Origin of the sequence: Phocicoccus schoeneichii, from assembly GCF_014635565.1 — a bacterium.
Taxonomy (GTDB): Bacteria; Bacillota; Bacilli; order Staphylococcales; family Salinicoccaceae; genus Phocicoccus; species Phocicoccus schoeneichii.
The window spans coordinates 1-13,706 of record NZ_BMDB01000004.1; the positions used below are offsets into that span (position 1 = coordinate 1).

Annotated in this window: 15 protein-coding genes; 4 read left to right on the top strand and 11 right to left on the bottom strand. The window is 34.6% G+C overall.

What is annotated here, in order from left to right:
* Nucleotides 1–422: 422 nt before the first annotated feature.
* A complete protein-coding gene (locus IEU51_RS07875) occupies nucleotides 423–815 on the top strand; it encodes a DUF2614 family zinc ribbon-containing protein (protein ID WP_186088592.1) in 393 nt (130 codons plus the stop codon).
* Nucleotides 816–832: 17 nt separating this feature from the next.
* On the opposite strand, the gene IEU51_RS07880 is transcribed toward IEU51_RS07875, so the two are convergent.
* The 3 genes from IEU51_RS07880 to bcp all read right to left on the bottom strand — a co-directional run bounded on the left by IEU51_RS07880 (nucleotide 833) and on the right by bcp (nucleotide 2,723).
* Nucleotides 833–1,264, bottom strand: a complete 432-nt coding sequence (locus IEU51_RS07880) for a Fur family transcriptional regulator (RefSeq protein WP_408634898.1) — start codon at nucleotides 1,262–1,264, stop codon at nucleotides 833–835.
* Nucleotides 1,265–1,339: 75 nt separating this feature from the next.
* Nucleotides 1,340–2,275 (bottom strand): NAD(P)-dependent oxidoreductase, encoded by a 936-nt coding sequence (locus IEU51_RS07885; protein WP_186088590.1) that lies wholly within the window; start codon nucleotides 2,273–2,275, stop codon nucleotides 1,340–1,342.
* A 1-nt stretch (nucleotide 2,276) separates the two neighbouring features.
* Nucleotides 2,277–2,723 carry a thioredoxin-dependent thiol peroxidase gene (gene bcp, locus IEU51_RS07890; RefSeq protein WP_186088589.1) on the bottom strand — a complete coding sequence of 149 codons (447 nt, stop codon included), beginning with the start codon at nucleotides 2,721–2,723 and terminating at the stop codon, nucleotides 2,277–2,279.
* A 137-nt stretch (nucleotides 2,724–2,860) separates the two neighbouring features.
* Between bcp and IEU51_RS07895 the strand changes: the two genes are divergently transcribed.
* The gene (locus IEU51_RS07895) at nucleotides 2,861–4,153 is read left to right on the top strand and encodes a glutamate-1-semialdehyde 2,1-aminomutase (RefSeq protein WP_186088588.1); all 1,293 of its coding nucleotides are present in this window, start codon (nucleotides 2,861–2,863) and stop codon (nucleotides 4,151–4,153) included.
* A gap of 11 nt (nucleotides 4,154–4,164) precedes the next feature.
* Nucleotides 4,165–5,274, top strand: a complete 1,110-nt coding sequence (locus tag IEU51_RS07900) for an FUSC family protein (RefSeq protein WP_186088587.1) — start codon at nucleotides 4,165–4,167, stop codon at nucleotides 5,272–5,274.
* A gap of 42 nt (nucleotides 5,275–5,316) precedes the next feature.
* On the opposite strand, the gene IEU51_RS07905 is transcribed toward IEU51_RS07900, so the two are convergent.
* From IEU51_RS07905 to mutY, 4 genes are read right to left on the bottom strand one after another with little or no spacing between them, the layout of a single operon-like run.
* The gene (locus IEU51_RS07905; RefSeq protein WP_186088586.1) at nucleotides 5,317–5,931 is read right to left on the bottom strand and encodes a DNA-3-methyladenine glycosylase; all 615 of its coding nucleotides are present in this window, start codon (nucleotides 5,929–5,931) and stop codon (nucleotides 5,317–5,319) included.
* A gap of 4 nt (nucleotides 5,932–5,935) precedes the next feature.
* A complete protein-coding gene (locus IEU51_RS07910) occupies nucleotides 5,936–7,672 on the bottom strand; it encodes an ABC transporter ATP-binding protein (RefSeq protein WP_186088585.1) in 1,737 nt (578 codons plus the stop codon).
* 46 nt (nucleotides 7,673–7,718) lie between these two features.
* Nucleotides 7,719–8,258, bottom strand: a complete 540-nt coding sequence (gene ntdP, locus IEU51_RS07915) for a nucleoside tri-diphosphate phosphatase (protein WP_186088584.1) — start codon at nucleotides 8,256–8,258, stop codon at nucleotides 7,719–7,721.
* A gap of 56 nt (nucleotides 8,259–8,314) precedes the next feature.
* Nucleotides 8,315–9,331, bottom strand: a complete 1,017-nt coding sequence (gene mutY / locus IEU51_RS07920; RefSeq protein WP_186088583.1) for an A/G-specific adenine glycosylase — start codon at nucleotides 9,329–9,331, stop codon at nucleotides 8,315–8,317.
* Between the two features lie 42 nt (nucleotides 9,332–9,373).
* On the opposite strand from mutY, the gene IEU51_RS07925 reads away from it, so the two are divergent.
* Nucleotides 9,374–10,345, top strand: a complete 972-nt coding sequence (locus IEU51_RS07925; RefSeq protein ID WP_186088582.1) for a metal-dependent hydrolase — start codon at nucleotides 9,374–9,376, stop codon at nucleotides 10,343–10,345.
* 26 nt (nucleotides 10,346–10,371) lie between these two features.
* Here the strand turns inward: IEU51_RS07925 and IEU51_RS07930 are convergent, their stop codons facing one another.
* Genes IEU51_RS07930 through IEU51_RS07945 form a run of 4 tightly spaced genes read right to left on the bottom strand, consistent with a single transcriptional unit; the run spans nucleotide 10,372 to nucleotide 13,705 of the window.
* Nucleotides 10,372–11,109, bottom strand: coding sequence for a hypothetical protein (locus tag IEU51_RS07930; protein ID WP_186088581.1), 738 nt, complete (start codon nucleotides 11,107–11,109; stop codon nucleotides 10,372–10,374).
* 10 nt (nucleotides 11,110–11,119) lie between these two features.
* Nucleotides 11,120–12,619 carry a hypothetical protein gene (locus IEU51_RS07935; RefSeq protein ID WP_186088580.1) on the bottom strand — a complete coding sequence of 500 codons (1,500 nt, stop codon included), beginning with the start codon at nucleotides 12,617–12,619 and terminating at the stop codon, nucleotides 11,120–11,122.
* Nucleotides 12,619–12,942 carry a YfhH family protein gene (locus tag IEU51_RS07940; protein WP_186088579.1) on the bottom strand — a complete coding sequence of 108 codons (324 nt, stop codon included), beginning with the start codon at nucleotides 12,940–12,942 and terminating at the stop codon, nucleotides 12,619–12,621. Before IEU51_RS07940 ends, IEU51_RS07935 begins: the two co-directional genes overlap by 1 nt.
* A complete protein-coding gene (locus IEU51_RS07945) occupies nucleotides 12,911–13,705 on the bottom strand; it encodes a RecX family transcriptional regulator (protein ID WP_186088578.1) in 795 nt (264 codons plus the stop codon). Before IEU51_RS07945 ends, IEU51_RS07940 begins: the two co-directional genes overlap by 32 nt.
* Between the last annotated feature and the right edge of the window lies 1 nt (nucleotide 13,706).

Here is a 13,706-nt window from a genome sequence, read left to right on the forward strand (position 1 = left end):
AGAATTTGAGTTAGCTCAAATTTATCCGTGTTTTATACTGTTCTCTCAGTTACTCCGTAGAGTATTTTTCTTGGAATTAACGTTGACATATTGTCATTCAGTTTTCAATGTTCTTTAATGTTTATTTCGCGCTTGTTTGATGTCTCTCTCGCAAGCACTACTCTAATATATCATGTCGCTTTCTCAGTGTCAATAACTTTTTAATATTTATTTAAAAAGTTTTGTTTTTATGTACGAATCATTTGCAATTCGTGCGCCGGTCTTAACGACATATTTAATATTACCAAGTTGGTTCAAAAAGGTCAACACTTTTTTTAAAGAATTTTATTTAATTTTAATGAACTATAAACATTCTTTGTAGAACACTCATATATGATACATTATATTAATATAAAAGTATATAATAATCTTGAGGTGAAAATATGAGATTACCTGGGAACAAGATATTACGTATCAGAGGTTATGCCCTTGCAATGATATTTGTTGGGATGATCATCATGTATCTTGGTATCTTCTTTAGAGAAACAGCATGGCTGATGTTAATCTTCTTAATAATAGGTATTATTCCTATACTACTGAGCTTCGTTATCTACTTCTGGATCGGGATGATTAGTGCACGAGCAGTCACTGTAGAATGTCCAAATTGTGGAGGTTATACGAAGATTCTTGGAACTGTAGATTACTGTCAGCATTGTAAAGAACCTTTAACTCTAGATAAAGATCTTGAGGGTGAGATATTCGATAATGATATGAACGTAAAACACAGACGCGAAAAGATTAAACAAGAGCTAGAAAATAAAAAAAGTAACGAGTAGAAACTACTCGTTACTTTTTATTTTTGGCAGTTTGGACAACGACCATATAATTCTAGTCTGTGTCCATTGACTTCATAACCTGTTAATAAGCCAGCGAGATGCTCTACTTCTTCAAGCGCAGGATATTCAAAGTCTGTAATCGTTCCACATTCTGTACATATAATATGATAGTGTGGGTTTGTTCTGAAATCGAAACGACTCGATGAATCCCCATAAGTCAGTTCTGTAACTAACCCTGTGTCTTTAAATAGTTTTAAATTATTATATACAGTCGCAACACTCATATTTTTGTGCTCGTGTGATAGTGCTTTAAAAATATCATCTGCTGTTGGATGTTCTTCAGTCTCAATTAGATATTCGAGAACTGCTTTTCTTTGAGGTGTGATTCTTACGCCAGTACCTTTTAACTTGTTGATTGATTCTATGAACGTCTGTTCTTTATCCATCATTTTCATAGGCGCAAACCTACTTTCTAATCTTCTACTACATATAATTTTACATATAGTTAATAATCTTTGTCAATGTTAATAGCCTTTTTCAAAAGTAACTACATTAAACATTTCTTCATTATTTTTTAGATTGTGCAGGTTTTCTTTAAAGATTTTATATGCTCTAGGAATATATTCACTCGTTTTTGAACTTGCATGTGGCGTGATTGTTATATTATCAAATTCGAAGAAAATAGAATCTTCTTTTAATGGTTCCTCATTAAATACATCTAGTAACATATGACGAATTGTTCTATTTTTTAACACATCAATCATCGTTTCATCTGTCATAATGTCACCACGCCCAATGTTTAGAAACACTGATGAATCTTTCATTGCTTCGAACATTGATGTGTCGAGCATTCCCCTAGTCTCTTTTGTGCTTGGTAAAATGTTAACAACAATGTCGGCTTCACCGAGTCTATTTTTAAGTTCTATAATAGGAAGAGTTTTTTCAAAATGTTCTATTTCTCTACCTGATGTGTTGAATCCAATGACTTTAACATCGAAGGCTGAAAGCAACCTGGCAAGGCGTGTACCGATATTACCTGTACCTAAAATAAACGCAGTTTTTCCGTAAATTTCTTCACTCTTTAAATTGCGTTCCCAAATATGTGCTTTTTGATTTTCATAAGCTTGGTTTAAATTCTTATAATACTGCAATATTAAACCAACCGCATACTCTGCCATCTGGATTTTATGAATACCAGAAGAATTTGTCACAATACATGTGTCATACACTTCTTTTGGTACTTCATCCATACCCGCACTCATGACATGTAGCCATTTAATGCTTGTAAGTTCTTCAGGATGTTCAAAATCAATCTTTGATCCATATGATATCATAATTTCCGCTTCATTTAAGTCAGCTTTTGTTAATTCAGCAGACTTAACATATTTATATGTGAGTCCTTCATTTTTCATATCTTCTATATATTTGTCTGGTAAATTTATAGTTGATAGTACGTGCATATTATCCCTCTTTTAGAAATTCTAATACTTGTTCAACATGTTTCTTCGGACTTACTTTATCGAATCTTTTTAAGATGTTACTGTCTTTATCTATTACAAATGTCGATCTGATGAGACCAACTGTGAGTTTACCGAATACATTCTTCTCACCGATAATACCTGCTTCTTTCGCTAGCTTATGGTCTTCATCGACTAATAGATCAAAATTTAAACCTTGTTTTTCAATGAATTTCTGATGAGATTCCTTAGAGTCTTTGCTGACTCCATACACTGTCACACCTAAATCGTTGAATGCAGAGATGTTATCTCTTAAATCACAAGCTTGGGTTGTACACCCAGGTGTATTGTCTTTCGGATAAAAATAGATTACCGTTGTACCAGTTAAGTCATCGTTCGTAACTATTTCACCATTTTGATTCTCTAAACTAAACTTTGGAAATTTTTCCATTACACTCCACTCCTTTTTATCTCTCATTATTAAGTGTACCTTATTTTTACGATTTGAAAACACAAAGGGATTCTGATTAAAGTAGCGCGCAAATTATGGTAAAATATCATAATAAACATGTGTAAAGGATGGCAATAATGTTTAAACATGAAAACTCTGAAAAATTAAGACAGCGTAGTGAAAATATCATACTTGGTGGTGTGAATTCACCTTCACGTTCTTATAAAGCAGTTGGTGGCGGTGCACCAGTTGTTATGGATCGTGCGGAAGGGGCTTACTTCTATGATGTAGACGGCAATAAATACATCGACTACTTAAGCGCATATGGTCCAATTATCACAGGACATGCACATCCACATATTCATGAAGCAATCGTGCATCAAAGTGCTCGCGGTATTCTGTACGGAACAACGACTCCACTAGAAATTGAATTTGCTGAAAAAATTCAACACGCAATGCCAAACTTAGAGCGTATCCGTTTTGTAAACTCAGGTACTGAGGCAGTGATGACAACAATCCGTGTTGCTCGTGCTTATACAAATAGAAATAAAATTATTAAATTTGAAGGGTGCTACCATGGACACTCAGATTTAGTACTTGTTGCTGCAGGAAGTGGTCCTTCACAACTAGGTACCCCTGACTCTGCAGGTGTACCACAAGCAGTAGCGAGTGATGTAATCACGGTTCCTTTCAACAACCTCGATGACTTAGAAGAAGCTTTCGATCATTTTAAAGATGAAATAGCAGGTGTTCTTGTTGAACCAATCGTTGGTAACTTTGGAATTGTAGAACCACATGAAGGGTTCTTAGAAGGTGTAAATAAAATTGCACATGAGAACGGTGCACTTGTTATTTATGACGAAGTCATCACTGCATTTAGATTTATGTATGGTGGTGCACAAGATTTACTCAATGTGAAACCTGACCTCACAGCACTCGGCAAAATTATCGGAGGCGGTACACCAATCGGTGCATATGGTGGTAAAAAAGAAATCATGGAGTCAGTAGCTCCTTTAGGCCCAGCATACCAAGCAGGTACGATGGCAGGTAACCCACTTTCTATGGCAGCAGGAATTGCATGCCTTGAAGTACTTGAACAAGATGGAGTCTATGAGGAAATCGACAAAAAAGGAAAGATGCTCGTAGATGGTATCAATGCTCTCATCAAAAAATACGATATTAAAGCAAACATCAACCGTAAGGTTGGTGCATTTTCAATTTACTTTAGTGAAGATAAAGTGACTGAGTACAAAGGTGCGGAGAATACAGACGGAGAAAGCTTCGCAACATTTTTTAACGGACTAATCAAACGAGGTGTAATGATCGCTCCTTCTAAATATGAAGCATGGTTTATTACAACTGCACATACGTACGAAGACATTGAAGAAACACTTAAAATTGTTGAAGACGTCTTTAAAAATGACTTTTAGGAGCTGAGGCTATGAAATTTGGAGCCCGAATATTAAAAACAGGCCTTGCTGTTGTACTCACGTTCCTAGTTGTCCACGCGCTTGATATTTCACCTGGACTTATCGCAGGAATCGCTGCAGTTAACGCACTGCAGCCAAACGTACACAAAAGTTTTATGCAAACATGGAATCAGTTTAGAGGTAATATCATCGGTGCCATCTCTGCTATATTGATGGTACTGATGTTTGATAGTAACTTAATTGTTATTGGACTTACGATTATTCTTGTATTATCTATCCTTATTTTCTTTAAATTACAGAGCGTTTCTACTCTAGCTGTCGTTACGGTCATCGCGATTATGGATGAACCACTTGGCACAGTGATGGAAACTTCTGACTTTATCTATACTGCATTTATTAGATTCTCACTCGTTATGATCGGTGTATTATGTGCACTAGTCATCAACTTGTTTGTAATCCCTCCGAAATATGAAGATAAAATGTACAACCATTCTGTGAGTATTACTAGCGATATTTTTAAATGGATCAGACTTGAACTCAATGGTGCAAGTGACGCGATGAGCATACGTAAAGATGTCAAAGAATTAGACAAACGCGTTCAAAAACTTGAAACAATGTACAGTTGGTTTAAAGAAGAACGTCCTTACTTTAGAAAAACAACTTATTCAGATCTTAGAAAAAAGATTTTATTTAAGCAAATGATTCTTATGACGAGAAAAGCGTATATTGTTCTTTCAAACTTGAATCGCCTAGAAAACGATTATAAATACGTTAGTGATGATTTCACAAACAGAATTCGTATTGAAATGGATCAACTCATGGCATACCATGAGCAAGTATTCTTAAAAATTGCTGGCAAGATTCCACCAGAAACATCTATTTACTACCAAGATTCTACAATGTATTATGATAATACATTAATGGAAAACTTTTTAGATGAATACAGCACACTTAGAAATACAGATATCAGGTTAAAATACGAAAACATATTAGAAATCATTTCTTCTATGAATGAATATCAAAAAGCGATTGAACGTGGGGATAGACTCGCAAACAGTTACTTTAAATATCATACAAAAGATAAAGCCCTTGACATTCAACAAGAATCATTGGATGAATAAAAAATACGCCTTGCTTATATAAATTATAGGCAAGGCGTATTTCTATTTCCATCCATTATTTTTATCAATTTTACCTTTAAAGCGACTCACATGAGGATTTCCTTTAACAATAAATCGATATAGATAATCGACCGCTTCTTCTTTGTTATCTATACCAATTCTCTTTGTTGCTTCAATCTCAATCGGAGTCTTACCTTCGTAAACTTTTAAAAGCTCATTATTAATATCCATTCCGTTATGGTCATTTCGATTAATACCAAGTGCTTTCGTAAGTTTACCTGGACCGTCTGTCAGGTTTTTATTTCTACCACGACGATCAATCATTGTTTCTTGTCCTACATTCGGTTCAACTGCACGAATTAAAATTCCTTCTGGTTTGTCTGTTGTCGTTACAAAATTCATGCAACTATGTCCATGCATCGTATAGACATAGATATGACCGTACGGCTCAAACATCATTGCATTTTTCTTTGTTATTTTACCCTTATACGTATGTGATGCACGGTCTAAAGTTCCAAGATATGCTTCTACTTCAGTAATGAACCCGCTTGTGATTATACCGTCAATCACTGTTTCAATCTCTTTACCAAGTAAATTTTGTGCAGCATCTAAAGTATTTCCACCTAGAAAACTAATATCAATGGTTTGTTTCTCCATTTATTTACACATCCTGAATGCTAAATAATCGATGGTACGCACCATTTCTATCAAGTAATTCTTGGTGTGTACCTGATTCAACAACTTGTCCGTGTTCAATTACAACAATTTTATCTGCATGTGTAATTGTTGAAAGTCTATGTGCAACAATAATTGTTGTACGATCTTTCGATACTTTTCGAATCGCTTCTTGAATGAATGCTTCACTTTCTAAGTCTAATGCACTCGTCGCTTCATCTAAAATTAAGATTGGCGGGTTTTTCAAGAATACGCGTGCAATCGCAATACGTTGTTTTTGTCCACCAGATAATTTGACTCCGCGTTCTCCGACTTCTGTTTCGTATCCACTTTCAAGATCTAATATAAATTCTTCAGCGTTTGCATTTCTTGCCGCTTCATACACCTCTTCGTCAGTCGCATCAGGTTTTGCGAGTAAGATGTTATTTTTAATTGTGTCAGAGAATAGTACATTATCTTGCATGACCATTCCTATATTATCTCTCAGAGAATGAAGTGTAATATCGCGAACGTCTTGTCCATCAATTTTTACGCTACCACTTGTCACATCATAGAATCTAGGGATTAGTGATACGAGTGACGATTTTCCACCCCCACTCATTCCAACAAAGGCAACTGTTTGTCCGACTTCAATATCTAGATTGATATCACTTAAAACATCTTCAGCATATTCATTGTATCTAAAGCTGACATTGTCGAATGAAATTTCACCTTTAACATTCTGTATTTCGTATGCATCTTTCTTATCTTGTATATCATATTCTACATCAACGAGTTGGAATACCCTATCCATAGATGCGATACTTTGCGTTAGTGTTGTTGAAGATGAAACCAGTCTACGCAGTGGGCCATACAGTCGGTCTAAGTATGCAATAAATGCTGCTAATACACCGACTGTTAAGTCACCAGAAATGACTTGCCATGCACCGAATCCAATCACTAATAATGGTCCGATATCTGTAATTGTGTTTACTACCATGAAACTGTATGCTGTCCACTTAGCATGGTCGGTTGCTTTTGATAAAAAGTTGTCATTCACTTTATCAAATCGTGCTTGCTCATGATTTTCTACTGCAAACGAACGGATTACGTTGATGCCAGAAATACGTTCATGTAAAAATCCTTGTAGCTCTGCAACTGCTTGTGAGCGTGAACGCGTCAATGCACGTAGTCTTGAGAAAAAATACCATACACCAAAAATGTAGAATGGGAATATGATAATTGAGACAAGGGATAACTGAACGTTCATTGTAAACATGATTGATAATGCAATTAATATTGTGGCAAGGTCTAACCAAATGTTCATGAGACCTGTAATAATGAACGTTTTTGTTTGCTCCACATCATTGATGACACGGGAGATAATCTCGCCTACTTTATTATTTGCATAATATTTTGCACTTAACTTTTGTAAATGTGCATATAATTGCTGTCTGATATCATAGAGTATCTTGTTTGATGTCCATTGTGCGAGATATTGCCTTGCGTATTCCACTGGTGGTCTTACAATCGCAAATATTACAAAAAAGAGAATCATAACACTCATCAGTTTGTGTAGTTTCTCATCATTCGTTAGTGATTGTGCCATGATGACATCATCAATTGTGTATGCCACAAGGAGTGGAATCAGTAAGGGTATACCGAATTTTAAAATACCTATGATAAGCGTTAAAACAACCTGTAATGTATATGGTTTAACGAACTTTAAATAACGTCTTATCAACTGTTTTCCTCCTAAAAAATTAAACCAATCCGCTGATTGGTTTAAATTACTTCATAAATTTCTTAAATCTCTGATACCAAATTTTCACAAAATCTGTCGCAAAAGGTCCTTTTTCTTGTTCGATCCATTCTTGCAAAATATCTACATTCACTTTTAGAACTTCGTCTATATCATTGCTGTATTTCATTCGCTTCTTATGAACAATGTATTCATCCTCATCCAGAAGATGATATTTTCCATCAGGAAATACTTTAATATCAAGATCATAGTCGATATACTTGATGCCCTCACCATCGTATACATACGGTGAAGATAAGTTACAATAATAATAGATACCATCTTCTCTAAACATGCAGATGACATTGAACCATAACTCTTTATGGAAATAAACAATGGCAGGTTCTCTAGTAACCCAGCATCTCCCGTCACTTTCCGTTACTAGTGTGTGATCATTGCCGCCAATGATAATATCTTCAGTCGCTTTAAGAACAACTGTTTCTTTCCAAACTCTATGGATATTACCATCGTGCTTATAACTTTGGATGCGAACTCTTTGTCCTTCTTTTGGTATGGACTCTTTAAACATGTTGCCACACCCCTTAATTTTTTACCTACTCATTATAGCATAGTACATAATGCGAATTAATTCAGATGCTTAAATACTTTTTGCATCGCAACACTCATTGGATAATCCGAGACGTCTTTAATCTTAATAAAATGTTCACTTTCACTATTTGTATATAGGAGATACACGTTCATGTACCAGACTTGATGTGTAAATACATGTTTCTCTTCTGCGATTGGTTCTTTTAATTGTGAAAGCTTTAAATTCAACTCTTCTTCTATTGTACCAATGCTCGTATCAATATCATATTTCGGGAATTTATACATGCCTTTTAGTAGATTCGACTCATTCATGAACATGTACACTTCATTTTTATCATTTAATATTAAGAATATATTATAATATAGTTCTGTTTTCTTTTTAGAACTCTTCTTTTTAGGGTATTGTAATACTGAGTTCGATTTAAAAGATTCGCAATGACTTTGAACAGGACAAGATAGACATTTTGGTATTCTTGGTGTGCAAATGGTTGCTCCGAGTTCCATGAGGGCTTGATTGAAGTCGCCTGATTCTAATGGAATAATTGATTCGACATATGATTTAACAGACTTTACTGTCGATTGTTTGCTAATATCACGGTTATCTTCATTTAATCGCGCCATCACACGAAGCACATTTCCGTCTACTGCTGCGATTCTATGATTAAATGCAATGGATTGTACTGCCCCACCAATGTACGGTCCTACTCCTTTTAATTCAAAAAATTGTTTTGGTTTTTGCGGAACAATAGAATTATATGTATACTGGACTTCTTTGACTGCACTGTGAAGATTACGAATTCTATTGTAATAACCGAGTCCTTCCCAGTCTTTTAATACTTCTTGTTCATCGGCATTTGCAAGATCATCTAAAGTTGGATATTTATCGATGAACTTGTTAAAATATGGAATCACTGTTTGTACTTGAGTTTGTTGAAGCATGACTTCTGAGAGCCATATTTTATATGGATCATTTGTTTGTCTCCATGGTAAATCACGCTTATTAATGTGATACCATTCGAGTAAATTTAATGCAAATTCATTTTTATTTAACACGTTATCACCGTAAATTTTATTTTATTAAGAAGGGATTTTATTATGGATACTGTTACGCATACACTTATGGGGGGAACGCTCCTCGGACTCGCCACAATAGATCCAAGTGTTGATCCGCTCACATTAGGATTTGGTGCGACAGTCGTAGGTGCTAGTTTAATCCCTGATATAGATACTACTTTAAAACTTAAAAATAATGCTGTATACATTAAAAACCATAGAGGTATTACACACTCTATTCCGTTTACTTTTATTATCTGGCCAGTGCTTCTTGCGACAATCAGTTATTTGTTCTTTGATTTGCCTTTTGTGAATATGTACTTTTGGTCACTCTTAGCAGTGTTTTTACATGTATTTGTAGATATATTTAACATGTACGGTACCCAGATGATCCGGCCTCTCAGAAACACATGGATACAACTTGGATTCATAAACACCGTTGATATACCAATCATTGTGCTACTATCTAGTTACCTCATATTGTGGTTCCTAGGACTGGATCCAATTATACTGTTCATTGTTATTTATGGCATCATCTTTATCTATTATATCGTTCGATATGCATATCAACAAACATTGAAACGAAAAGTGCGTAATCTACTTCCGCAAGAACATATCATCAGAACGTTTGTTATGCCGACAATCAAATTCTTTGAATGGCGGGTTGCACTCGCTACGGACAATTCATTCTATGTCGGACGTGCATTTAAATCACAAGTCGTACTTTATGATGAGTTCAAAAAAACGGAACCACTAAGAGAAGACTTATACGAAATCATTAAATATGACGAAAACTTTAAATCATTTACGTTCTTTTCATCCATCTATAGATATGAAATCAAACATTTAGAGGATCAAACAATAGAAATCAGATATACGGATCTTCGATATCTTAAGGACGGACATTATCCATTCGTCTGTATTATGATTGTTGATGAGGCATCTAAAGAAGTTATATCTAGCTTTACAGGTTGGGTGTTTTCAGAAGATAAACTACAGCAAAAAATAAAGTAGTGCACGAGACTCGTGCACTACTTTTTCTATGAAATAAAATCTACTTTTAATTTTTTGTACCCTACCATAATCCATAAATAAATCAGTAGCATTTCAGATATGAATAATACGTCTTGAAGTAATCTATTGGAACTCCAAGGTATACCAACTGACGACATTTCTATGCTCTCAATAACATAATAAAATGGATTTAATAAGAGTATGTTTTGCACGATACTCGGTAAACTAGCTCCTACGTAAAATACAGGAGTCACAAGTAGTAGAACAACGAGCACAATTATGTTTGCTAAGCGTGTATTCGTATAACGACTGACTTGTATATATAGAATCGTAAATGGAATAATTAAAATAATTCCTAGTATCGTGTAATAAATGAGTGTTAACAAATGAAGTAAAAACTCTTCCGTTTTTAAACTCACAATCGCACTATATATGATTACAAACAATATAAACAAGATCGATTGGAAAAAAATCGTCGGTAGCACACGGTAATACATCGGTATATAGTTTACTTTTATAACCGAATCCTTCTTAAAAATTTCATACTGATTCAAAATTGTGCTTGAATAGAGCCAACACACTGTAATTACTCCAACCGCTGTATACGTGATTCTCACCATCTCAGTATCATCCATGAACGAACTCAATATAAAAAGAACAATACCAATCAGTGTATAGATTGCGGTTGGTAACAGTACTTTCTTAAAGTTTCTGCCAGATAAGTTAAACGATTCTCGAATTAAAAATCTTGATTTTTGATTCATATACGCTCTCCTATCTGCTCAAGAATAGCCAGTTATTTGATTCTTTATCATAAATTACAAAGCCATTCTCGCTTCTAAATATTTTAAATGCTTCATCATCTTGTATATCCAAAGCTTTAATTATTTCTTGTTGATCAGACCCTGAAGTCACTAATCCAATTACAGTGCCGTTTTCTACGAGATAGGTGATATCGATACCATCGACCTTCACTCGATATTTCGACTCTTCTATAAGAGTCATATTATCTTTCGCAACACTCACATTTTTATTTAAATAATGAGAGTAGAACATGTAGTTATAGAGATATGTGTCACTCGTATATTGTCTAATTGTATCGTCTTGGACTGACTCATACATCGATGCTGGATTGAAATATAACACATCACTCGATGATACTTTTACTTCTGTATCATTGATAGAAGCTGTCATCGTATCCCCTTGGTCACTCGTAATTCGAATTAGACTATATTTTGGAATTTCTTGTCCTGCAGCTGAAAGCGAATCACTAATAACAAAGCCATATCTCAGTCTTGTATTCACTTCTTCCGTATTGTCGGTAAGTGTTTCCTCAGTGAACGGTGTTTGTTCTTTAGAAAACTGAATATCCATAAATATTAAAGTTGCTGATAAAAGTATCGTAAACACAAGAATGAATGAGATAATCACGCGTTGGATATTAATTTTATCTAACACAGATTCATATTTCTTCTGACGTCGCTGTAAATTATGCTTGAACTGCGCACTCTCATACATGCGCTCTTTCCACTCGAGGTCAAACAACGCTTCTTCGTCTAAACTTTTCAGCTGACTGCGTTTTTTTAAGTACTCGTTGTAAACTTCGAATCCTTTTTTTACAGTTCCCTCAAATCTCATCTGACCATACGATAGCCAGATAAAGTGATTCGCTAAAAGTTCAATTGGTTCAAAACTTGATTCCAATAAATATACGCCACGATTTTTTGCTTCATGTGTATTCACAACTTCTTTAAAACGTAAAAAAGATTTTTCATTTAAATATCTATAAAAGTTGTTGTAAAGGGTAATATCTGCACTAATTTCAGCAGATATTTCAAGCAAGATCACCGCTATATCTTGTCTAGACAGATTTTTTAAAGGTTTCTCCCAGTGGTTAAAAATTACTGGGTGCCGATTTAATTTCTCGAGACTTTTCTTAAGTGCCGCTTCAGTCATGTATTCTTCTAATATTTCAGTGATAAACACATGCACTAAATGATCATTCAGGATATGGTCTTCAACATCTAGGCTTAAAAAAGTATCTTTATATCTAATTCTTCCGCTATCTGGCTGAATTAACCCAACTAGAATATCCTTTAAAAATTTTAATGTTTCATAATCTCCTAAAATTCCAAGGACTTCTCCACGATATAATGTTGTAGATACATTTTTTAGGACGATATGAGTAGGAGTATTTAGAATTCGGTCTTTTAATTTCTCTGGCTCTTTATGATATACAACATCGGTCGCTCTATGAAGCACAATTTCTTGCATTATTTTTTCCTTTTATTGAGTTGAAGCATAGAAACAGGGATTGCCTCTTCGTGGTGATCGCCACCGATGAAAAAGCCCCAAGCAAATACACCTTTTAAGTAATCTACTTTGAAATAAAGATCTTCATTAGAAATTACTTTATAGATTTTGCCCTTTTCGATTTGAGAAAGATCTACTAAATAGCACTCAGCGATTAGCGCTTGGCGCTCTAGTACTCTATATTCATTCTCTATACCCATCATTTCAGCTTTTCTCATCTTTTCTCGTGTTTCAGCAATATATCTTTCTATTTCAACTCTCGTCATCTGACCAAATGAAATCATCTTCAATACTTCCTATTCTTTCATCTATTTGTGAATATGAATATCCTCGCCCTAGAAGACTCCTAATCACTCTATTTTTTAAATCAAACCCACGATATTTTCTCGCGTGTTTATTATAATATTTTTCAAAATCTTTCTCAAAAAATTCTGCATCATCAAGCTCTACTTCTGATGGTATCATTGAGAGAAATTCTCCTGTGTACCCCTTCGTCATCAGTCGTTCTGAGAGCTTTTGTTTAAATAAATTTTTTGAGCCTTTATATCGTTTTAATTCCTTATCTCGAATCTTGATGAGTCGCTCAGGTTCGATACTTTCTTTAAATGCTTCAACTGCATCATCAATAATTGTTTTAGAGACTCTCTTTTTTTCGAGTTCTCTCTTTAGAAGTAATGGACCTTTGTCTGTCGTGTTGAGCATCGTATTCTTGAGTGCTTCTGCATATATATTATCATTGATATAGTTTTCATTTATGAGTCGCTCTATTGCGTGAGCAATTACTTCATCGGTAAAATCTTCACTTAAATACGTGTAAATTTCATATTCTGAGCGCAACTTAAAACTGATATAATGGATGGCTTTGATGTAAGCTCTGTCAAAGTCTAGCGTAGACTTTATTTGTTCAAACTCCTCATCAGTTAACTCTTTGCTATTATACAGCATGTGTTTGATGAGTCCTTCTTCATGAACTCGCAAATGCGCCCCATTATCAAACTCGACTCTAAAGAAATTATTTTTTAAAGCAACAAGTTTAGTTACTTTCATG

Bases quoted from the DNA above. Each gene is read 5' to 3' on its own strand.
- IEU51_RS07875 (WP_186088592.1), top strand. From the start codon at position 423: ATGAGATTACCTGGGAACAAGATATTACGTATCAGAGGTTATGCCCTT.
- IEU51_RS07880 (WP_408634898.1), bottom strand. From the start codon at position 1,264: ATGATGGATAAAGAACAGACGTTCATAGAATCAATCAACAAGTTAAAA.
- IEU51_RS07885 (WP_186088590.1), bottom strand. From the start codon at position 2,275: ATGCACGTACTATCAACTATAAATTTACCAGACAAATATATAGAAGAT.
- bcp (WP_186088589.1), bottom strand. From the start codon at position 2,723: ATGGAAAAATTTCCAAAGTTTAGTTTAGAGAATCAAAATGGTGAAATA.
- IEU51_RS07895 (WP_186088588.1), top strand. From the start codon at position 2,861: ATGTTTAAACATGAAAACTCTGAAAAATTAAGACAGCGTAGTGAAAAT.
- IEU51_RS07900 (WP_186088587.1), top strand. From the start codon at position 4,165: ATGAAATTTGGAGCCCGAATATTAAAAACAGGCCTTGCTGTTGTACTC.
- IEU51_RS07905 (WP_186088586.1), bottom strand. From the start codon at position 5,931: ATGGAGAAACAAACCATTGATATTAGTTTTCTAGGTGGAAATACTTTA.
- ntdP (WP_186088584.1), bottom strand. From the start codon at position 8,258: ATGTTTAAAGAGTCCATACCAAAAGAAGGACAAAGAGTTCGCATCCAA.
- IEU51_RS07925 (WP_186088582.1), top strand. From the start codon at position 9,374: ATGGATACTGTTACGCATACACTTATGGGGGGAACGCTCCTCGGACTC.
- IEU51_RS07930 (WP_186088581.1), bottom strand. From the start codon at position 11,109: ATGAATCAAAAATCAAGATTTTTAATTCGAGAATCGTTTAACTTATCT.
- IEU51_RS07935 (WP_186088580.1), bottom strand. From the start codon at position 12,619: ATGCAAGAAATTGTGCTTCATAGAGCGACCGATGTTGTATATCATAAA.
- IEU51_RS07940 (WP_186088579.1), bottom strand. From the start codon at position 12,942: ATGATTTCATTTGGTCAGATGACGAGAGTTGAAATAGAAAGATATATT.
- IEU51_RS07945 (WP_186088578.1), bottom strand. From the start codon at position 13,705: ATGAAAGTAACTAAACTTGTTGCTTTAAAAAATAATTTCTTTAGAGTC.